General features: G+C 64.8%; 16 protein-coding genes. 8 read left to right on the plus strand and 8 right to left on the minus strand.

Translation table 11 applies throughout. The annotated features are described in order from the left end of the window. Positions 1–22 precede the first annotated feature (22 nt). Positions 23–682, minus strand: coding sequence for a uracil phosphoribosyltransferase (gene upp / locus MSKU9_RS07225; protein WP_141260628.1), 660 nt, complete (start codon positions 680–682; stop codon positions 23–25). Positions 683–705: 23 nt separating this feature from the next. Continuing rightward, entirely contained in the window at positions 706–1,107 is a 402-nt protein-coding gene (gene msrB, locus MSKU9_RS07230) for a peptide-methionine (R)-S-oxide reductase MsrB (protein ID WP_141260629.1), read from the minus strand. A 90-nt stretch (positions 1,108–1,197) separates the two neighbouring features. Between msrB and gpmI the strand changes: the two genes are divergently transcribed. From gpmI to MSKU9_RS07250, 4 genes are all read left to right on the plus strand, one after another. Beyond that, positions 1,198–2,751: a 2,3-bisphosphoglycerate-independent phosphoglycerate mutase gene (gene gpmI, locus MSKU9_RS07235; RefSeq protein WP_141260630.1), complete on the plus strand. Its 1,554-nt coding sequence runs from the start codon at positions 1,198–1,200 to the stop codon at positions 2,749–2,751. 38 nt (positions 2,752–2,789) lie between these two features. Beyond that, the gene (locus tag MSKU9_RS07240) at positions 2,790–4,103 is read left to right on the plus strand and encodes a murein hydrolase activator EnvC family protein (protein WP_141260631.1); all 1,314 of its coding nucleotides are present in this window, start codon (positions 2,790–2,792) and stop codon (positions 4,101–4,103) included. Between the two features lie 148 nt (positions 4,104–4,251). Continuing rightward, positions 4,252–5,847 (plus strand): S41 family peptidase, encoded by a 1,596-nt coding sequence (locus tag MSKU9_RS07245; protein WP_141260632.1) that lies wholly within the window; start codon positions 4,252–4,254, stop codon positions 5,845–5,847. A 20-nt stretch (positions 5,848–5,867) separates the two neighbouring features. Next, positions 5,868–6,362, plus strand: coding sequence for an RNA pyrophosphohydrolase (locus tag MSKU9_RS07250; protein WP_141260633.1), 495 nt, complete (start codon positions 5,868–5,870; stop codon positions 6,360–6,362). Here MSKU9_RS07250 and MSKU9_RS07255 read toward each other — a convergent pair. The 6 genes from MSKU9_RS07255 to MSKU9_RS07280 form a co-directional block, all read right to left on the minus strand. Further along, positions 6,344–6,763, minus strand: coding sequence for an NUDIX hydrolase (locus MSKU9_RS07255; RefSeq protein ID WP_141260634.1), 420 nt, complete (start codon positions 6,761–6,763; stop codon positions 6,344–6,346). The two genes, MSKU9_RS07250 and MSKU9_RS07255, sit on opposite strands and share 19 nt — an antisense overlap. 116 nt (positions 6,764–6,879) lie before the next feature. Next, the gene (locus MSKU9_RS07260; RefSeq protein WP_141260635.1) at positions 6,880–8,454 is read right to left on the minus strand and encodes a DHA2 family efflux MFS transporter permease subunit; all 1,575 of its coding nucleotides are present in this window, start codon (positions 8,452–8,454) and stop codon (positions 6,880–6,882) included. Beyond that, the gene (locus MSKU9_RS07265) at positions 8,451–9,578 is read right to left on the minus strand and encodes an HlyD family secretion protein (protein WP_141260636.1); all 1,128 of its coding nucleotides are present in this window, start codon (positions 9,576–9,578) and stop codon (positions 8,451–8,453) included. Before MSKU9_RS07265 ends, MSKU9_RS07260 begins: the two co-directional genes overlap by 4 nt. A 139-nt stretch (positions 9,579–9,717) precedes the next feature. Beyond that, on the minus strand, positions 9,718–11,481 hold the full coding sequence (locus MSKU9_RS07270; RefSeq protein ID WP_141260772.1) for an ABC transporter ATP-binding protein: 1,764 nt from the start codon (positions 11,479–11,481) through the stop codon (positions 9,718–9,720). 80 nt (positions 11,482–11,561) lie between these two features. Then, positions 11,562–12,788, minus strand: a complete 1,227-nt coding sequence (locus tag MSKU9_RS07275; RefSeq protein WP_141260637.1) for a CCA tRNA nucleotidyltransferase — start codon at positions 12,786–12,788, stop codon at positions 11,562–11,564. 2 nt (positions 12,789–12,790) lie between these two features. Continuing rightward, the gene (locus MSKU9_RS07280) at positions 12,791–13,360 is read right to left on the minus strand and encodes a DUF1285 domain-containing protein (protein ID WP_141260638.1); all 570 of its coding nucleotides are present in this window, start codon (positions 13,358–13,360) and stop codon (positions 12,791–12,793) included. Between the two features lie 94 nt (positions 13,361–13,454). Between MSKU9_RS07280 and MSKU9_RS07285 the strand changes: the two genes are divergently transcribed. From MSKU9_RS07285 to MSKU9_RS07300, 4 genes are read left to right on the plus strand one after another with little or no spacing between them, the layout of a single operon-like run. Next, positions 13,455–14,507 (plus strand): AAA family ATPase, encoded by a 1,053-nt coding sequence (locus MSKU9_RS07285; RefSeq protein WP_141260639.1) that lies wholly within the window; start codon positions 13,455–13,457, stop codon positions 14,505–14,507. Between the two features lie 2 nt (positions 14,508–14,509). Further along, positions 14,510–15,517, plus strand: coding sequence for a DUF58 domain-containing protein (locus MSKU9_RS07290; protein WP_141260640.1), 1,008 nt, complete (start codon positions 14,510–14,512; stop codon positions 15,515–15,517). Further along, the gene (locus MSKU9_RS07295; RefSeq protein ID WP_141260641.1) at positions 15,514–18,252 is read left to right on the plus strand and encodes a DUF4159 domain-containing protein; all 2,739 of its coding nucleotides are present in this window, start codon (positions 15,514–15,516) and stop codon (positions 18,250–18,252) included. The genes MSKU9_RS07290 and MSKU9_RS07295 overlap by 4 nt, the downstream gene beginning before the upstream one ends. Beyond that, a complete protein-coding gene (locus MSKU9_RS07300) occupies positions 18,249–20,393 on the plus strand; it encodes a VWA domain-containing protein (RefSeq protein WP_141260642.1) in 2,145 nt (714 codons plus the stop codon). The genes MSKU9_RS07295 and MSKU9_RS07300 overlap by 4 nt, the downstream gene beginning before the upstream one ends. Positions 20,394–20,407: the final 14 nt, after the last annotated feature.

A 20,407-nucleotide genomic window follows, 5' to 3' on the forward strand; every position in this document is an offset into this window, starting at 1 on the left:
AGCGCTTTACCAAAAACTTCTGCTATTTGGTGCCGAACAGACGATCACCCGCATCCCCAAGGCCGGGACGGATATAGCCATGTTCATCCAGGCCCCGGTCAATGGCACAGGTGACAATGCGTACATCCGGATGGGTCTTGCGCAGGCAGGCGATCCCTTCGGGAGAGGCCAGCAGGCAGACAAAGACCATCCGCCCACACCCTGCCTGCTTCAGCCGGTCAATGCCGGCAACGGCGCTGTGTCCCGTCGCCAGCATGGGATCGACCACCAGGCAGATGCGGTTGCCGACATCATCAGGCAGCTTCAGGTAGTATTCGACCGGTTCCAGCGTTTCGGGATCACGGTACAGCCCGACATGGCCAACCCGCGCCGAGGGCACGAGGTCCAGCAATCCGTCCAGAATCCCGTTCCCCGCCCGCAGGATGGAAATCAGGCACAGCTTCTTGCCCGCCAGCCGCCATGCCTGCATGCGTTCCATGGGGGTATCGATTTCCACCGGTTCCAGTGGCAGGTCCCGCATGGCCTCGTAACCGAGCAGCAGGCTGAGTTCACGCGCAAGACGGCGGAACTCACCCGTTGACGTGTGACGTTCACGCATGAGTGTCAGCTTGTGCTGCACCAGCGGGTGGCTGACGACAACAACGCCTTCATCATGCGTGGCGGCAGGCTGGGTCATATCCATTCCTTTGATCGGGTTCGTTCAGATCAGCTAGCGCCATCACGCGGGACGAAAGTCAATGCCAGTCCGTTCATGCAGTAGCGCAGGCCGGTCGGCGGCGGCCCGTCGGGAAAGACGTGGCCCAGATGGCCATTGCAGTGGGCACAGTGCACTTCCGTGCGGGTCATGCCATGGCTGGTGTCGGTCGTGGTGCCGATTGCGCCCGGAATCGCATCGAAAAACGATGGCCAGCCACTCCCGCTTTCATATTTCGTGCCAGAGCGGAACAGTGGCGTCCCGCAGCCCGCGCAACGATATTCGCCAGCACGCTTTTCATTGTTCAGCGGGCTGGAACCGGGGCGTTCCGTCCCATGTTCGCGCAGGATGCGCAGCTGTTCAGGGGTCAGGCAGCCACACTGTGCCCCACTGGTATTGGCGGTATCGGTCATGACGATTTCCTTCCTCCTGCACACGGGCATTTCGCGCCCGCTTCTTTTAGGGCATCATGCCACCCAAAATAAAACAGGGAGACAATACCCATGAACGACCAGGCAGATACACACAAGGCACCCCGTCCCGTCATGCTGGCCATCCTTGATGGTTTTGGCTGGCGCGAAGACCCGGCGGACAACGCCGTGCGCTCCGCCCGCACCCCGGCATTCGACAGGCTGTGGCAGGCGGGACCGCATGCCTTCCTCAAGACGTGTGGGGAGGATGTCGGCCTGCCGCAAGGGCAGATGGGCAATTCGGAGGTTGGCCACCTGAATATCGGCGCGGGCCGGGTGGTGATGCAGGAACTGCCGCGCATTTCCACGGAGCTGGCCGACGGGTCGGTGGCGCGCGGCGCGGTCATGCGCGATTTCATCGCCGCGCTGAAAAAAAGCGGTGGCACCTGCCATCTCATGGGCCTTGTCTCCCCCGGTGGAGTCCACGCCCATCAGGACCACGCCATAGCGCTTGCCCGCATCGTGCGTGACGCGGGCGTGCCAGTGACCTTCCATATCTTTACCGACGGACGTGACACCGCCCCGCAGTCCGGCCATGGCTATGTCAGCCAGCTTCTGTCCGCGCTGCCCGATGGCGTACGCGTCGGCACCGTATCGGGCCGGTATTACGCCATGGATCGCGACCGTCGCTGGGACCGGGTGGAAAAGGCCTACAATGCCATTGTCGCGGGCGATGGTCCCCACGCGGGCGATCCGCTGGAGGTACTGGACCGCGCGTATGAAGCAGGCACCACGGATGAATTCGTGCCCCCCACCGTTATCGGGGAATATGGCGGCATGCGTGATGGCGACGGCGTGCTGAGCTTCAATTTCCGCGCCGACCGCATCCGGCAGCTGCTCGCTGCCCTGCTGGAACCGAATTTCGATGGCTTCAAACGCGAGAAGCTGGTCAACCCTGCCGCAGTGACCGGCATGACGCGCTACAGTGACCGGCTGGCTGAACTGATTACCGTGCTGTTCCCGCCGCAGGAACTGCATGACCTGCTGGGCGACGTCGTGTCGGCGGCGGGGCTGAAGCAGATCCGCATGGCCGAGACTGAAAAATATCCCCACGTCACCTATTTCCTCAATGGCGGGCGCGAAAGCGAACTGCCGGGCGAGGACCGGGTAATGGTCCCTTCCCCCAAGGTCGCGACCTATGACCTGCAGCCCGAAATGTCCGCCCCGGAACTGACGGATCGCGCGGTGGAAGCCATCAGAAGCGGTAAATACGACCTGATCGTACTGAACTTCGCCAATGCCGACATGGTGGGTCATACCGGCGTGCTGTCGGCCGCGATCAAGGCAGTCGAAGCCGTGGACCAGGGGTTGGGTCGCATTGCCGACGCCATCCACCATGCCGGTGGCGCGCTGCTGGTCACCGCCGACCATGGCAATGCCGAAACCATGTTCGACCCCGAAACCAATGGCCCGCATACGGCGCATACGCTCAATGTGGTTCCTGTTGTCCTGAGCGGATTACAGGGGGCGGCCCTGCATGACGGGCGTCTGGCCGACCTCGCGCCCACGCTGCTGCAGCTTATGGGCCTGCCCCAGCCTGCGGCGATGACCGGCCATTCCCTGCTGGACGGGGCCACGCCATCCTGACACCCGGCCTGACCCTGACTGCCCGCTGGCATGGCTGTATGGCCAGCGGGATCGTCCTTGCCTGCTGCATGGCGGTATCGGCATGGGGCGCGCCCGCATCCCATCATGCCCCGACCGGGACCGGTTCCCATAACGCCCCCCATGCGTCCACCGAGCGCGAGCAGCACATTCGCCAGCAGCTTGAAGCCGCGCGGAGCGCGCGTGAAAGCCTTGTCGCGCGCCAGCAGCAGCAGGCGCATGACCTGGAAGAACGCCGTAAGGTGGAACTCGAAGCCCGCGAACAGGCCCGTCAGGACGCGCAGAAGGCCGCCAGCCTGTCTGCCGCCACGGTCGATGCCACCGCCCGCCTGCAGCATACCGAACAGCAGGCCGCCGACCTGGACAGCCGCATTACCGACCTGCATACCGAACAGGCCGCCCTGCGCCAGCAGCTTGCCCGTGAAGTCGCGCGCCTGTCCCCCCTGCTGCCACTGGCGGAGCGGCTGTCGCTTTACCCGGCGGATACGCTTCTGGCCGTGCCCCTGCCTGCCGACCGCGCGGTCACCGGCCTGCTGGTGGTGCATGGCATGATGGGCGATATCGCCAACCAGGCCCGCGCCATCCATGACCGCCGCACCCGGCTTGCCCAACTGGACGGTGAACTGGCCCAGCAGCAGCAGCAGATGCGCCTGGTGGTCAACGAGCGCGAAACCCGGCGTGATGCGGTCAACCGTGCGGCCCATGCGGCGCTGGAGGCCCAGCAGCGATCCAACGCCGCCGCCGCCTCCGCCACGCAGGCGGTGGAAGAGGCCGCCCGCCGCGCATCCAGCGTGCAGGACGCCATAGCCCGGATCGAGGCGACGGAAGAACAGGCGGAAAAGAACCTGGAAGAAGCCGCCCGCGCCGCCGAACGCGCCCATAACATGCAGGCCGCCGCCGCCGCCCGCAGGCAGGCGCATGACATGGCCACGGGTGCCGGCCCCGGCATTGCCCCCGCCACCAGCGCCAGCGCGGGCGCGCCCGTGGCGGGCACGGTGCTGACCGCATGGGGCCACCCGACCGAAAGCGGCCCGGCCACCGGCATCACCTATGCCCCGCCGTCACGCGCGACCGTGCGCGCGCCATGCACGGGGCGTATTGATTTCGCGGGCGCGTTCCGCACCTATGGGCAGATGATGATCCTTGACTGTGGCAAGCATTACCGCTTCGTGCTGGCGGGACTGGGTGAAATCGCGGTGGCGGCAGGCCAGCAGGTCAGTCACGGCGCGGCAGTAGGACAGATGCCACAATGGAATGGCGGCGGCAGCAGGCCCACCCTGTTCGTGCAGTTGCGCCATGGAGGCAGTACCGTCAATCCGGCCCCCTATCTGTAATATGGGCACGAGACGGTTTTATCCGCATGCAGGTTCGGTATATGCTGCCCACCCGTGACGGATGGGCAAGACCACGTTACAACGCAACGCGAAGATTACATGCAGGCCAGCCAGATCATGTTGGCGGGCATCCAGGAGACAACGACGCATGAAGTTCCGTAATGGCTTGCTGATCGGTTGCGCCTTTCTTGCAGGGATCGCGGCGGCCCCGCAGATTGCACGTTATTCAGCCGGCAGGTGGGGCGATATCGCCCCCATGGCCCATGCGGCGGACACTGTCTCCAAGGATGACAATTCCCCCCACGAAATCGAACAGCTCATGTTCCTGTTCGGTTACGTGCTGGAAAAGGTGAAGGCCAATTATGTCGAGCCGGTCTCGACACGCGACCTGATCACCAATTCCCTGAACGGAATGCTCAGCGGCCTTGACCCGCACAGCTCCTACATGACGGAAAAGCAGTTTTCCGACCTGCAGGTCCAGACCAAGGGATCGTTTGGCGGCCTTGGGCTGGAAGTCCAGGGCGAGGATGGGCATGTGCGCGTCGTCTCCCCCATCGACGACACGCCTGCTGCCCGCGCGGGCATCAAGCCTGGTGACTTCATTGTCGCGATCGATGGCAAGAACATCGATGGCCAGCCGCTGGATCAGGTCGTGACCCAGATGCGCGGCAAGCCCGATACCCGCATCACGCTGACGCTGATCCGGGAAAAGGCGCCCAAACCCATCATCGTCACCCTGACCCGCGCCATCATCCCGCTGCAGGTCATCAAGTCCGCGCTGTATGATAACATCGGCTACATCCGAATCGCGCAGTTCAACGAGGAAACGCAGTCCGGCCTGCTGGCCGCGTACAAGAAACTGCAGGCCCAGACCCATAACAGGATGGCGGGCCTGATCATCGACCTGCGATCCGATCCGGGCGGATTGCTGACACAGGCAATCGACGTGGGGTCCGATTTCATCCGCAGCGGTGAAATCGTCTCAACCCGCGCCCGCCATCCACAGGACAGCCAGCGCTGGGACGCCCATAACACCGACATTACCGGCGGCCTGCCGATTGTCGTGCTGATCAATGGTGGCTCGGCTTCAGCCAGTGAAATCGTGGCCGGTGCGCTGCAGGACCACCAGCGCGCCGTGCTGCTGGGTGAAAAGACATTCGGCAAGGGATCGGTGCAGACCATCCTGCCCATCCCCGGTGAAGGCGCGATCCGCCTGACCACGGCGCGGTACTACACCCCGTCGGGCCGTTCCATACAGGGGCTGGGCATCATGCCCGACATTCCCGTGCGCGAAGCGCATGACGACGCGGGCTACAGCATCCACGAAGCGGATCTGGCGCATATCATCAAGAACCGGGGCGGCAATACCGCGCAGCCCCCATCACGCACCGACCTGCCCGCCATAGCCAAGTCCATTCCGGCGCAGCCGCCCGCCAACTGGCCCACATTCGACCCGACAAAGCCCACGACCGACTTCCAGCTGCAGGAAGGGCTGAGGGTCGTGCGCTCCATGGCAGGACTGCCGGTTGCGGCTGAACCGCCGATTCATGACGACAGGACGCAGGCGACCCCGGTGCCGTCCGCATCCGTCCCCCCCAAGGCCGCAGCGCCCGCGTCCCCCACGACCACGCCTGCGACACCGACCTCGCCCGCAGCACCTGCCGCCCCGGCGGAAAAGGAAGGCCCCACGACACCGCCGCCTGCCCCTCCGGCAACGGCACCTGCCGCGCCTGCCCATCCCTGATCCAGCTGGAAGCCACTGCCATGACCGACCTGCCCTATCGCCCCAATGTGGGGGCGCTGCTGTTCAACCGACAGGGCATGGTGCTTGTCGCGCGCCGCACCGACATGGAAGGCGCGGGCGGCCCGCCGGATCAGGGCGTATGGCAGTGCCCGCAGGGCGGCATTGACGAAGGGGAAGATCCGCAGGCCGCCGTCATGCGCGAACTGCATGAGGAAATCGGCACCTGTGCCGCCGAAATCATCGGCACTTATCCCGAATGGCTCAGCTACGACCTGCCAGCGCACCTGATTGGCAGGGCGCTGGGGGGACGTTACCGGGGGCAGACACAGAAATGGTTTGCCCTGCGCTTCACAGGACAGGATTCCGACATCAGGCTGGATACGCACCTGCCTGTGGAATTCGATATGTGGAAATGGGTCAGGCTGGACCAGCTGCCGCATCTGAATGTCGGCATCAAGAAAGATATCTACACGAAGCTTGCGGTGTATTTCGCCCGCTACGCCATGGCTGCCTGAGGCATAAGCCCCGTCTGGACAAGGACGGCCATCGTCCTGCCCCGCAACAGGGGCGCAAGATCCAGATCCGCCATATCCCCTGCCCCGATCCAGCGCAGTTCCGCAATTTCGGCACCAGCATCCGGTGTGCCATGCAACTGCCCGGTCCAGATGCGCGCCTGCACGATAAAGCCGGGTTCATTGGCGGCGACATCGGTAAAATCACCCGCCAGTTCCATGCCCGGCGTCAGGTCACAGCCCAGTTCCTCGCGGATTTCACGCATCAGTGCCTGTTCGGGCCGTTCCCCCGCATCGGGCTTGCCGCCGGGCAGCATGAAGGCGGTCGTGCCGCGCTTGCGCACGACCAGCAGGCGCTCACGCACGATGACCGCCGCACAGACAACCCTGATGACACCCGGCATGTATCCAATTCCCTGCTGTCTTGAGAAAACTGCAAAAGTTTTCGGTGAAGATTTTTTCAAAAAGCTGCAGAAGAATGCCGCCTTTTTGAAAAAAGACGGCACCTCGGAAATTTCTGTTACTTGTCCCCACCCTTAAGCGGCGACATGAGAAAACAGAACGGTACGACAAGCATGCAGCCTATGCCAAGGATCATGAAGACCTCGTTATAGGCAAGGATGGCCACCTGCCGCTGGAATTCCTTGTACAGGTGTCCCATGGCCACATTATTCACCACCCCCTGCGCATAGCCACGCGCAACCGCGACCGCACGGCTCTGGGCCAGGTATTCATTGAACGGCTGGTGATACGGCGTCATCCAGTGGACCATCTGGTTCTGGTGCGCCTGACGCAGTTCGGTCACCAGTGCAGTCGCCCCCGAAATACTCAGCGACCCCAGAACGTTACGCGCCATGCTGAACAGGGCGGACCCATCGGCGTTCAGCCGGCGCGGCAGGGTGGCGTAGGTTATGGTGGAAATCGGCACGAACAGGAAAGCCATCGTGCCCGTCTGGCTCATGCGGAACAGGACCAGATGACGAAAATCCAGATCAGGCACCAACTGCGCCGACCACAGCATGGACAGCCCCATCAGGAAGAAACCAAACGCAATGATGTAGCGGAGCTGGATGTACTTCATCCCGATGCCCACCAGCGGGATCAGCACGATCACCACCATGCCACCGGGCGACAGGATCAGGCCGGACAGGGTCGCGGTATAACCCATGATCTGCTGTGAAAACTGCGGCACGATAATGGCCGAGGAATAGAGCAGCGCCCCCACCGCGCCCATAAGTCCCGTGCCCACCGCGAAATTGCGGTCCTTGAACACGCGCAAATCCACCGCCGGGTTCTTGGCGCGCAACAGCCAGATGACCGCCCCGCCAATACCAAGGACGGCAAGGATCGCCATGATGACAATCATGCGCGAACCGAACCAGTCCTCGTCCTCGCCCCGGTCAACCGCCACTTCAAGGCAGCCGAAGCCGATGGTGATCAGCCCGATGCCCACGAAGTCCAGAGGCGCCTTCTGCTTGCGCGCCCATGGCGGGTCCTCGACCATGATCGACACCGCGATTGTGGCCAGTATGCCCACCGGCACGTTGATGAAGAATACCCACCGCCATGAATAATTGTCGGTAATCCACCCGCCCAGTGACGGGCCAAGCACCGGCGCCACGACGGTGGCGATGGCGGTCAGGCCGAAGGCGGCCGCCCGTTTGTCGGGCGGGAAGGTGTCAAGGATGATGGATTGCTGGTTGGGCTGCAGGCCACCGCCAAAAAAACCCTGCATCAGCCGGAATACGATCAGTTCGGGCAGGCTGGTGGAAATGCCACACAGAAAGGACGACAGCGAAAACATGGAAATACAGATCAGGAAGTAATGCCTGCGCCCGAACAGCTTGCCCAGCCAGCCCGAGATCGTCAGTACGATCCCGTTCGCCACAAGGTAGGACGTCAGTGTCCATGTCGCGTCATCATATGTGGATGACAGGTTACCCGCGATATGCGGCAGCGCCACGTTGACGATGGTGGTATCCAGGATTTCCATGAAGGCGGCCACCGTCACGACCACGGCGATCAGCCACGGATTGTGTTTCGGTTTCCAGTTCGTGCCATCCGCCGCTCCGGTGGACGCTGCCTGCGCGCTCATTCCGTGTGGACCGTCGGTTCAACCGACAGGCCGATCGACAGAGGCAGGTCCTGTCGCAGCCCTTCGTCAATCAGAATCTTGACCGGCACGCGCTGTACGATCTTCACATAGTTGCCGGTGGCGTTTTCCGGCGGGAAGGCGCTGAAGGTCGCACCTGTGCCCAACTGCAGCGAATCAACATGCCCCTTCAGCTTCAGGAACGGATAGGCGTCGATCGCAATGTCCACCTTCTGGCCCGGACGCATGTGGGTCAGCTGCGTTTCCTTGTAGTTGGCCACCACCCATATTTCGGGTTCGACAACGGACACGACGGTCTGGCCCGCCGTGACATAGGTGCCGCGTTCGATGTTACGCTGGGAAATCCAGCCATCATGCGGAGCGCGGATCTGGGTCCATTCCACGTTCAGTTCGGCCTCGCGCAGCTTGGCTTCCGCCTGCGCCAACTGGGCCTGCTGCTCGGTCACGCGGGCTTCGGTGCTGGAGATATTGGGAATGACCGGCAGGGCGGTTTCAAGGTTACCCTGTGCCTCAAGCACCTGCGCCTTGGCGGCATTCAGTGCTGCGGTGGCATAATCGATGTTCTGCTGCGATGTCGCCTCGCGCGTTACGCCATGCTGGCGGCGGTAGTCGGTTTCCGCCTTGAATTCCTGTGCCTGCGCCTGTGCCAACTGGCCCTGCGCCACCATCAGGTGACCGGGAAAGTTCTTTTTCGCGACTTCGGACAGCAGGCTGTAATTGCGGACCTGCGCACGCGCGATATCCACGGCCGCCGCAGCCTGGTCGCGCTGGGCGCGCCAGTTACGATCATCAATGCGGGCAATGACATCACCCTGATGAACGAACTGGTTATCGTTCACCAGCAGTTCAGTCACGTAGCCGGACACATGGGGGGCAACCGCTACCGCGCGACCGGCGGTAAAGGCGTCATCCGTCTCGACTTCATTACGGTGCAGGAACCAGTAAAGGCCACCCAGTATAAGCAGCACCACAAGGCCACCGATCAGGATCAGCTTCCGCCGGGGGGATGCTTCCTTCTCCTCCTTCTTCCCGTTCCCTGTATCCTGTGCCCCTGTATCCTGTGCGGTCTGTCCGTCTTCAGGTGCCTTACCTTCGTCCGCGGCCATCTGCTTCCCTCATCATCACTTTGATTGCAGCCCCTGATCCTGTCATCCACGCATTGACCGAACGGGTCGGTCAATGCATTGCACGAAGCTTGCAACACTTCAACCGCCATCACCGGCCCGGACTCACTTTCAGCGCAGTTTACAGCGTAAAGGCCTGATTACGTACCATGCGGGCATACAGCCCGTTTTCATCCATCAGCGCATCATGCGTGCCACATTCGACCGCACGGCCCTGCGCCATGACCACCACAAGATCGGCTGAACGCACGGTGGACAGGCGGTGCGCCACCACGATGGTCGTGCGTCCGTGACGCAGGTGCGTCAGGGCATTATGGACAATGGCCTCGCTTTCGCTATCCAGCGCGCTTGTCGCCTCATCCAGCAAAAGCACGCGCGGGTTGCGCAGCAGGGCGCGCGCCAGCGCCACGCGCTGCCGCTGCCCACCCGACAGGCGCTGCCCGCCGGGACCGACCATCGTATCATAGCCCCGTGGCAGGGCCTGGATGAAGTCATCCGCCGCCGCTGCCCGTGCGGCCGCCCTGACCTGCTCATCATCCGCCTGCGGGTTGCCCATGCGGATATTGTCCATGACCGGCAGGTCAAACAGCAGCGTATCCTGACTGACATAGGCAATGGCATCGCGCAGTTGCGACAGGACCAGACGGCGCAGGTCAACGCCATCAATCGTGATACGGCCACCCGATACGTCATGCAGGCGCGGGATCAGCGAAAGTGCTGTGGACTTGCCCGCCCCCGACGGGCCGACCAGGGCTACGGTCAGGCCGGGACTGGCCACGAAATCCAGTCCCTCCAGCCCCATGCGCCCATCGGGGTAGCGGAACGTCACCTGTTCAAATCGCAGGTCCCCCCCACCGGGCGGCAGGTCGATCGCATCGGGGGCCTGGGCTACGGCCACGGGTTCATCAATTACGTCAAACACGCGCTGCAGGCCGCCAAGCCCCTCCTGCAGGGCGATATTAAGGGTGCCCAGCGCGCGCAACGGACGCGCCGCCAGCAGCAGGGCCGCGACAAACCCCGAAAAATCACCCAACGTGGCCCCGCCCTGCGTCGCGCGCCACCCGGCAAAACCCAGCACGGCCGCGACCGCGGCCCCGCCCAGCACTTCCAGCATCGGGTCCACGCGTGCGCGTCCCCGCGCAATGCGCAACAGCCCCGCATGCAGTCCGTCCAGCACATGCGCCGCCCGGCGTTCTTCCGATCCTTCCAGCCGATAGACACGGATGGTACGCGACTGGCTGAAACTTTCGGTCAGCATGGCGCTTGTCTCGCCCACCTGCTCATGCACGCCACCGGACTCGCGGCGCAGGCGCTTGCCCAGCCTGCGCACCGGCATGGCCGCGATGGGATACAGCACGGCAGCGATCAGGCTGAGTTCCCAGTCCATGTACAGCATGGAGGCAATCAGCCCCACCACCGTCACGGCATCCCCCAGTGCGTTGGTGGCGCGGATCATTGCCTCACGAATCGCCATGGCGTCGGTGGTAAAACGTGCGGCGATCTGGGCCGGGGCCTCGGTTTCGATGCGGGATATGTCGGCATGGACCAGATGGTGAAACATGCGCTGCTGGAGGCCGCGTATGACCAGCAGCACCAGCGACTGCACCGCGATAGACTGCCCGTACTGCGATATGGCCTTCGCCACCGTAATCACCACCACCAGCAGCGGCACCTGATACAGGATACGCGGGTCGTGGTCGGCAAACATGTCCAGCGCGCGCTGGATCACCAGCGGATACAGCGCACTGAATATGGCCATGAGCGCCGTCAGCACCATGACACCCAGTATGCGCAGCTTGTGACAGGCCAGTTCATCATGCCACAGCCGGCGCATCAGGCTGCGTGACGACACCGTTTGCGTGGGTGTGTCCTGCCTGTCGGGCATGGGCGTTTGAATCGCGTTCATTAACCGGCCTATAACCGCATGGCCGCCCAAAACAAAGGGCCGCGACACATGGTTACAAATTATGTCCCGCGGGTGGGGCTGTCACGCAATACCGCATCCATGCGCGCCGCACAGGCCGCATGGCCTGCCGTGCAGCCGTTTTCCAGCCACCATTGCCGCACCTGCGCCAGCACCTGCCCCACCATGGCGCCCGATGCCAGCCCGGTGGCCATGACATCACGACCTGCCAGCGGAAAGACCGGCTTTTCCATCCCTTCCAGCACGGCGCGCAGGTCATCCCACGTATCCGATCGCTGTCCGGCAAGGTCAGCCTGACGCAGCCATGTGCGCCACGACAGGTCACGCAACGCATGATCGGCCAGCATGGGCGCAAGCACGCCCGTCCCCATGCCGGGCAGCGGCACGGGTTCGCCGCGTGTCTGCGCCAGCGCCGTGGTATCGGCGCGCGACAGCTTCAGCCGCCGCGCCACCTCACGCACATCTCCCGACACCAGGGCCGCAAGGCGCAGCACCGCATCCGCGGGCGCGCCACAGGCCAGCAGACGGCCAAGGCGGTCGATGTCGTAGCCTTCGGGCAGGACATGGCCCAGCACGTGGCACGCGTGCATCTGGGCCAGCGTGCGCACCACATGCGGCCCGACAAGGATACGACGCAGTTCCGACCACACCCGTTCGACCGAAAGCCGGTCGATCATGCCCGACAGGACAGTGATGGCGGCCATCGCTTCCGGTTCGGGCGCGTCCCCGCCGTAACGGGCCTGAAAGCGGAAAAACCGCAGGATGCGCAGCCCATCTTCCGTAATACGCAGGCGGGCATCCCCCACGAAGCGGATCCGCCCCGCCGCCAGGTCTGCCTGCCCGTTGAAATAATCATGCACCACGCCCGCGCTGTCACACGACATGGCGTTTATGGTGAAATCCCGCCGCGCCGCGTCCTCGCGCCAGTCGTGGGTCCAGGTTACGGTAGCGTGGCGGCCATCGGTTTCCTCATCACGGCGCAGGGTCGTGATCTCGAACGGATGGCCATCCAGCACGGCCGTCACCGTGCCATGCGACAGCCCCGTGGGCACCACGCGTATTCCCGCCTGTTTCAGCCGCGCCATGACCACATCGGGCGCATGCGGGCTGGCAAGGTCGATATCCGCCACCCCGCGCCCGCACAGCAGGTCGCGCACAGCCCCGCCCACCAGCCGCGCATCGGGCACGATACCCCATATCCGCGCAAGGTGCCGCGCCACATCGGGCATGTCCCGATGCAGAGCATCAAGCAGATTGCCCGCCTTCATCGTCAGGTTTCGTCCGGCAGGGTGGATAGCGGGAAAAACACATGCCGGCTCCATACCCCCAGGCAGGGTACGCCACGGCAGATACCCTCCACCGCCAGCGCCGCCAGTTCGTAATAGACGGGGCGTGCGATCCGTGCCTCGATCGGCAATGCGCCGTCCCCGTCACGCACATGCAGGTAGGGCACCGGTCCCGTGCCGCAGCCTTCGCATGGCACGTCCCACGCGCAGCGAATCGGGTGATCCGGCCCGGCACAGATCACCTGGTCCACATTGGTGCGGAACGACAGCACCTGCCCCCGCCCGCAGCCATGCCATTCCAGGTGGTTTGCGACGAAGGGCGCGTCTTCCACTTCAATCGTACCCTGCTCGACCGGGGTCTGCAGGCGGTAGCCGCCCTGCGCGTCACGCCGCAGGGTGGAAGCAAACAGGCAGACCATCGGCTTGCGACGGATGGGGGAGCCACGGTACAGCCATGTCCCGTCACGCCTGATCAGGAACGGCAGCGCGCCGCATGTGCCCGCCCGCCCCGTGGAAAGGGAGGGCATGGTCTCACCTGTCTCGAAATCGTCCATCAATTGCGTTAACCCGACACTATGGAAGCTGCTGGACTTGATATAGGGATCAACACCGGGTTGATGAAACCCCCGGACCTGTCAGACTGTTGGAATGATGACCATGGATGATACCCCTCCCCTCCATGCGGCGCCGCAGGCGGGCATGACATCCCCCCCATCCCCCACGGGCGAACAGATCGCAGCCCGGGCCGAAAGCATGGGCGTGCGCCTGCGGGATGCGCGCGCGGAAATCGGCCGCGTCATACTGGGGCAGGACCGGGTGATCGACCTTGTGCTGACCTCCATCATATCGGGCGGACATGCACTTCTGGTGGGGGCGCCGGGACTGGGCAAGACCCTGCTGGTCACAACGCTGGGTCACGTGATGGGCATGGATGCGCGACGCGTGCAGTTCACGCCCGATCTCATGCCATCCGACATTCTGGGCAGCGAGATACTGGACGAGGACGAAAGAGGCCGCCGCAGCTTCCGCTTCGTGGCGGGGCCGGTATTCTGCCAGTTGCTGATGGCCGATGAAATCAACCGCGCCAGCCCCCGCACCCAGTCCGCACTGCTGCAGGCCATGCAGGAGCATGAGGTCGCCATCGCGGGCACCAACCACCTGCTGCCCCGCCCCTTCCATGTTCTGGCCACCCAGAACCCGATCGAGCAGGAAGGCACCTATCCCCTGCCCGAAGCGCAGCTTGACCGCTTCCTCATGCAGGTGACGCTCGACTTTCCCGACGCCAGTGCCGAACGCGCCATGCTGCTGGCCACGACGGGCACCACCACGGCCACGGCCCGGCCCGTTCTGGCGGCAACCGACGTGCTGGCCGCACAGGAACTGGTGCGCGCGCTGCCGGTGGGCGAACAGGTGGTGGATGCGATCTTACGCCTTGTCCGCGCGGCCCGGCCCGAGACGACCGATGACCCGACCATACGCGAAGCCGTGGCATGGGGCCCCGGCCCGCGCGCGGCGCAGGCGCTGATGCTGGCCACCCGCGCGCGGGCGCTGCTGGAAGGCCGTCTGTCCCCCACCATCGAGGACGTGGCGGCACTGGCCCACCCCATCCTGGCCCACCGCATGGCGCTGTCCTTTACCGCGCGGGCGGAAAATGTCCGCCTGGGCACGCTGATCGATACACTGGTCGGACGGATCGGCTGACATTGCGCGCAGCCCTGTCCTTTCTCACGCGTCTGTCCGGGCGCCCCCCACGGGGCCCGGCCCGGGCGTCGTCCACCCCATCGGGCCATGATGGGGATGCGACCGCCTTCCTGCCCCGGCATCCGGTTGCGGCCATTGCCCTGGCGGACTCACTGGCCAGCAGGCTGCCGGGCCTGATCGTGACGGCACGCCGGATCGCATGGAATGCGGGCGCTGGCCCCCATCCCCGGCGCAAGGCGGGCGTGGGCGAGGAATTCTGGCAGTACCGTCCCGCCATGGCTGGCGAGGCCGCGACCCATATCGACTGGCGGCAGTCGGCACGCGGGGACCGGGCTTTCGTGCGCGAACATGAAGCCCAGACCCCACATACCATATGTATCTGGTGTGATAACAGTGCATCCATGCGCTGGCGGTCCGATGAGCACCTGCCGCTGAAGGCCGAACGTGCCTTCCTGCTGGCCCTGGCCTGCGCCGCCATGCTGCTGCGACGGGGGGAGGATATTCGCCTGCTGGGTGCTGCCGGCGGTCCGCCGCTGCGCCTGCGCGGGCGGCAGGCGCTGGAACAGATGGCTCACGCCCTGATCGCGGCCCTGCGCAACACGGCAGACGAACCCGACCTGCCACAGGCTGCCGCCATTCCCGCACGCAGCCGGGTACTGCTGTTTGGTGACGGGCTTTATCCCGCAGCACAGCTGGCGGACTTCCTGCGCGCGGCGACCGCGCGTCAGGCGACCTGCACGCTGATCGAGGTGATTGACCCGGCGGAAACCGCTTTTCCATATGAAGGGCACACCCGCTTTACCGGGCTGGAGGATGACACGACCGTGCTGCTCAATGGTAGTGCCGCACTCCGCCATGACTACCGCACGATATGGACCCGCCATCAGGACCGGCTGGCCACCCTGTGCCAGGCGGCGGGCAGCCCGCCGGTGCCGCACCTGACGGACCAGCCACCGGAAAAGGCCCTGCTGGCGCTACACGCGCTGCCGGGAATGGGAAACGGGCCATGATGCTGTTGGCGCCATGGATGCTGCCGGGACTGCTGGCGCTGCCCGTCGTGTGGTGGCTGCTGCATGCCCTGCCGCCCGCCCCACGCGTGCAGTCCTTTCCACCCATGGCCCTGCTGCGCACGCTCAACGCGCCGCCGCCGGATGCGACATCCGCCCCCCTGTGGCGGCTGCTGCTGCGCTGTGCCGCCGTGGGGCTGCTGGTGCTGGGACTGGCGCAGCCGATCTTTCCCCGCGGGCAGGCAGGTGTTGCGGATGCTGACTGCCTGATCGTGGTGGATAATGGCTGGGCCGCTGCAAGCACATGGCCCCAGCGCATCCACGCGCTGGACGGGCTGCTGGATCATCTGTCGCGCACCGGGCATGGCGCGCGCCTGCTTCTGACGGCACGCAGTGACGCGCTGGATCCCATGACGATCCAGCCCACGCAGCAGGCACAGGTGCTGCGCGGCATGATCGACCCGCTCCTGCCCCGTGCGTGGCCAGTGGACCGGGTGGCTGCCACACACGCGCTGGGGCAACTGGCGCAGCAGAACTGGCGCGGACCGGTCATTTACCTTGCGGACGGACTGGCCACACCCGCAGATGCCGCGTTTGGCGCTGCACTGGCCAAAATCGGGCCGGTGCATGAAATGTACCTGCCCGGTTCGGACATCACCCTGCTTACGGCGCCGGGCAGTGGCGAAAACGGGCTGGCCACCCGCCTGCGCGCCGTGCCGCGCCCCCAGCCGCGCACATGGCTGCTACGGCTTGAAACCGCCACCGGGGGCACACTGGCCCTTGTACCCGTGACCCTGCCCGCAGGTGGCGACCATGTGGACATCACACCCGATCTGCCAGCAGAGCTGCGTAACAAGGTCGATCATCTGTCGCTGGATGGCGTGAACGGGCCGGGCGGCGTGCGCCTGCTGGATGAACGTGAGCGCCAGCGCCCCGTGGGTCTTATTTCCAGCACATCATCCGACACGCCACTGATGGGCAGCCTGTTCTACCTGCGCCGCGCATTACAGCCCACCGCCGAACTGCGCGAAGGGGATCTGGACACACTGCTGGCCCGTCCGCTTTCGGTCATCATCGCACCCGACGGCACACTGGGCAGCCCCGACAGCCGCAGGAAAGTGGAAGCATGGGTACGCGGCGGGGGCACCCTGATCCGTTTTGCCGGCCCCCTGCTGGTCCAGAGCGACAGCAGCGACAGCAGCGCCAGCCCGGACCCGAAGCCAGCGGATACGCTGCTGCCTGTCCCCCTGATGGGGGGCGAGCGGGTGCTGGGCGGCACCATGTCATGGAGCAGGCCCGAGCACCTTGCCCCCTTCCCTGCGACCTCTCCATTCCATGACCTTGATATCCCTGCCGATGTCACGGTGTCGCGACAGGTTCTGGCGCAACCGTCCACCGATCTGGACAGCCATAGCTGGGCACGGCTGACTGACGGCACGCCACTTGTCACGCATGCCGCCCTTGGGGCGGGTCAGGTCGTGCTGTTCCATGTCACCAGCACGGCGGAATGGTCCAACCTGCCGCTGTCGGGGCTGTTTGTAGGCATGCTGCAGCACCTGATCGATGAGGCATCGGGGATCGAAACACCGGCGGGGGCGACATTGCTTGCCCCCTACATGACACTGGATGGTGATGGCGCGCTGGTGACGCCGCCCGCGGGCGCGCAGGCGCTGCGGGCCGACGCCTTTGGCCGCACCGCGCCAACACCGGAACATCCGCCGGGACTGTATGGCCCGCGCAACAGCCGTCGCGCGCTCAACCCCGGTGATGGCCCGGCCCGGCTGGTGGCGCAGGACACCATCGGCACGACATCGGACCTGCGTGGACAGGTGCCCGATCTTGCCATCGGGCCGATGCTTATGGTCCTGGCCACCCTGCTGCTGATCGTGGATGGCGCGATCAGCGTGCTGCAGCGCGGCCGCAGATGGGGGCGACGGGCGACGGGCGCCATGCTGGCGCTGGCCTGCATGGCGCACGGCCCCGCCCACGGGGCGGACATTCCCCCTGACGTGCCTCAGGCCGCACTGGAAACCCGGCTGGCCTATATCGTTACCGGACATGCAGATATCGATGATGTCTCGAAGGAAGGGCTGCAGGGCCTGTCGGATTATGTCAATGCCCGGACCTCCGCCGTGCTGGGCCATCCTGATGGCGTAGTGCCGGAACACGATGACCTGTCGTATTACCCGCTCATTTACTGGCCTGTAACGGCGGACGCCAGCACCACACCTGCGCGCACGGCGGCGCTGAATACTTATATGCGCCATGGCGGCATCCTGATGATCGACACGCAGGGACAGGACCCGGCCACCGCCCCCGACAATGCCAGCGGCTATACCGGATCGGCGCCCGGCACGGCGGCGGCCCTGCGGCGCATGACGGGGGGGCTGGACATCCCGCCCCTTGCAAAACTGGATAACCACCATGTGCTGTCGCACACGTTTTACCTGCTGCATGACTTTCCCGGCCGGTACGACGGCATGCCGGTCTGGGTGGCGCAGGAAGGCGACAGCACCAATGACGGCGTCAGTCCCGTCATCATCGGCAGCAACGACTGGGCGCATGCATGGGCAGTGGATGACAGCGGCAATACGCCCTATGCCCCCGTCCCTGACGGGGCGGACCAGCGCGTGCTGGCCTACCGGTTCGGGGTCAATGCGGTGATTTATGCGCTGACGGGCAATTACAAGGCGGATCAGGTTCATGTGCCCGCCCTGCTGAAACGGCTGGGGGAATGATGGGCATGCCCGACCTGTCGCGTCACATGATGGCATTCAGTCCGCAGGTGCCCCTGTGGTGCATCTACATATTGCTTGCCGCCGTGGCTGTCATGGCGATCACGGGCCTTGCGCGCCGGGTGCGCGGCAGCGTGTGGCGTCTGCTGGCTGCCCTGGGTGTGATCGCGTGGCTGTGTGACCCGCAGCGCATTACCGAAACATGGCACCCCCTGCCCGAAACCGCGCTGATCGTGGTGGACCAGTCGGCCTCCATGTCCGAACGCAACCGGGGCGACATGGCGCGCAATACCGCCGAGCGCCTGCAGGCTGAAATGAACCGCGTGCCGGGGCTTGTGCCGCGTATCGTCACATTGCGTGAAGCACAACATGGCGGCACGCGGCTGTTTGGCGCGTTAAGGCAGGCGGCGGCGGATATCCCTCCCTCCCGCCTTGCCGGGGCCGTACTGGTAACTGATGGCGAGGACCATGACATCCCCGCCAGCGTGCCTGACATGCTCAACCCCGATGACGGGCACGGCCACCGCACAATGCTGCCACTGCATGTGCTGCTGACCGGACGCGGCGAGGAAACGGACCGTCACCTGCGCGTGCTGCAGGCCCCGCCATTCGCCATAGTGGGCAAGGATGTCACCATCCGTGTCGAGATCGATGACCAGGGCGCGCACCCGCCCCCGGACGCCACCACCCAGCTTACGCTGACGCAGGGCGATGGCACGACCTTTTCGCGTCCCGTGCGGATCGGACAGCCACAGGACATCACCCTGCCCGTCACCCATCCGGGCGAGATGCTGGTGGGCCTGTCGGCCCCGGAACTGCCTGGTGAGGTCTCGACACGCAACAACCATGATGTCATCCGCATAAACGGCGTGCGTGACCGGCTGCGCGTGCTGCTGGTATCAGGCACGCCCAACCAGGGTGAACGGGTATGGCGGCGACTGCTGAAGGCCGACCCGTCTGTCGATCTGGTCCACTTCACCATCCTGCGCCCGCCTGATCGCGATGATGGCACGCCGCTGTCCGACCTTGCGCTGATCGCGTTTCCGGTGAACGAACTGTTCCAGCAGAAGATCGACCAGTTCGACCTCATCATCCTCGACGGGTTTGAAAACCGGGGCATCCTGCCCGAAGCCTATCTGCGCAATATCGTCAATCACATCCGTGCAGGCGGTGGACTGCTGCTGATCGGGGGACCGGAATTCCTGACCCCCGGATCGCTTCAGGATACGCCGCTGTCGGACATCCTGCCTGCCCACGTGGCATCCACCGACGGCATGACCGTGCGCCGCTTCCGTCCTGACCTTACGGAAACCGGTATGCGCCATCCCGTGACCTCCGGCCTGCCGGGGGCACCTGACAAAGCGGGCGCACAACCGGGCTGGGGGCCGTGGTATCGCGGCCTGCGCACGGATTCAGCCAATGGCGAAGTACTGATGACCGGCCCGGACCAGCAGCCCCTGCTGGTGCTTGACCACGCGGGCAAAGGGCGCGTCGCCTTCCTGCTGTCTGATCAGGCATGGCTGTGGTCGCATGGCGAAGGTGGCGGAGGACCACAATCGGAACTGCTGCGGCGTATTTCGCACTGGCTGATGAAGGAGCCGGAGCTGGAGGAAAACCAGCTGGAGGCCGGAATATCGGCAGGCCAGATGACCATTACCCGCCGTTCGGTCACATCCGGCCCGCCCCCGGTTGTCCATGTGATCGCCCCCGATGGCGCCACGCAGTCCATAACGCTGGAACCTGCAGGCAATACCGGGCTTGCCCGCGCCCGCCTGCCCGCGCGGCAGGAAGGGATATGGACGGTGCGCGATGATGCGGGCCATGAAGCCTTTGCCGCCCCGCGCATGGAAGACCCGGTTGAATTTGCCGACCTGCGGGCGACGGCATCCCTGCTGGCGCCAATGGCTGCGGCAACCGGCGGGGGCGTGCGCTGGCTGGGTGACAACCCGCAGGCCCCGTCCCTGCCGCAGCTTGTCATGGAAAGCGGACGCGCACGCTCGACATCCGACCGGTTTGCCTTTCCCGCGCGCAATGCGCACAGCGTATCGGGACAGCAGGCCACGTCCCTGCTGCCCGCCTGGATGGTGGGCCTGTTCGTGCTGGTCATGCTGCTGGCGGCATGGTGGCGGGAAAGCCGTTCCTGACACAAAGATGATTA

Source organism: Komagataeibacter diospyri, assembly GCF_006538165.1.
Lineage (GTDB): Bacteria > Pseudomonadota > Alphaproteobacteria > Acetobacterales > Acetobacteraceae > Komagataeibacter > Komagataeibacter diospyri.

Bases quoted from the DNA above. Each gene is read 5' to 3' on its own strand.
- MSKU9_RS07295 (WP_141260641.1), top strand. From the start codon at position 15,514: ATGATGCTGTTGGCGCCATGGATGCTGCCGGGACTGCTGGCGCTGCCC.
- MSKU9_RS07250 (WP_141260633.1), top strand. From the start codon at position 5,868: ATGACCGACCTGCCCTATCGCCCCAATGTGGGGGCGCTGCTGTTCAAC.
- MSKU9_RS07285 (WP_141260639.1), top strand. From the start codon at position 13,455: ATGATGACCATGGATGATACCCCTCCCCTCCATGCGGCGCCGCAGGCG.
- MSKU9_RS07270 (WP_141260772.1), bottom strand. From the start codon at position 11,481: ATGCCCGACAGGCAGGACACACCCACGCAAACGGTGTCGTCACGCAGC.
- MSKU9_RS07240 (WP_141260631.1), top strand. From the start codon at position 2,790: ATGGCCAGCGGGATCGTCCTTGCCTGCTGCATGGCGGTATCGGCATGG.
- upp (WP_141260628.1), bottom strand. From the start codon at position 682: ATGGATATGACCCAGCCTGCCGCCACGCATGATGAAGGCGTTGTTGTC.
- MSKU9_RS07260 (WP_141260635.1), bottom strand. From the start codon at position 8,454: ATGAGCGCGCAGGCAGCGTCCACCGGAGCGGCGGATGGCACGAACTGG.
- gpmI (WP_141260630.1), top strand. From the start codon at position 1,198: ATGAACGACCAGGCAGATACACACAAGGCACCCCGTCCCGTCATGCTG.
- MSKU9_RS07255 (WP_141260634.1), bottom strand. From the start codon at position 6,763: ATGCCGGGTGTCATCAGGGTTGTCTGTGCGGCGGTCATCGTGCGTGAG.
- MSKU9_RS07265 (WP_141260636.1), bottom strand. From the start codon at position 9,578: ATGGCCGCGGACGAAGGTAAGGCACCTGAAGACGGACAGACCGCACAG.
- msrB (WP_141260629.1), bottom strand. From the start codon at position 1,107: ATGACCGATACCGCCAATACCAGTGGGGCACAGTGTGGCTGCCTGACC.
- MSKU9_RS07275 (WP_141260637.1), bottom strand. From the start codon at position 12,788: ATGAAGGCGGGCAATCTGCTTGATGCTCTGCATCGGGACATGCCCGAT.
- MSKU9_RS07300 (WP_141260642.1), top strand. From the start codon at position 18,249: ATGATGGGCATGCCCGACCTGTCGCGTCACATGATGGCATTCAGTCCG.
- MSKU9_RS07245 (WP_141260632.1), top strand. From the start codon at position 4,252: ATGAAGTTCCGTAATGGCTTGCTGATCGGTTGCGCCTTTCTTGCAGGG.
- MSKU9_RS07280 (WP_141260638.1), bottom strand. From the start codon at position 13,360: ATGGACGATTTCGAGACAGGTGAGACCATGCCCTCCCTTTCCACGGGG.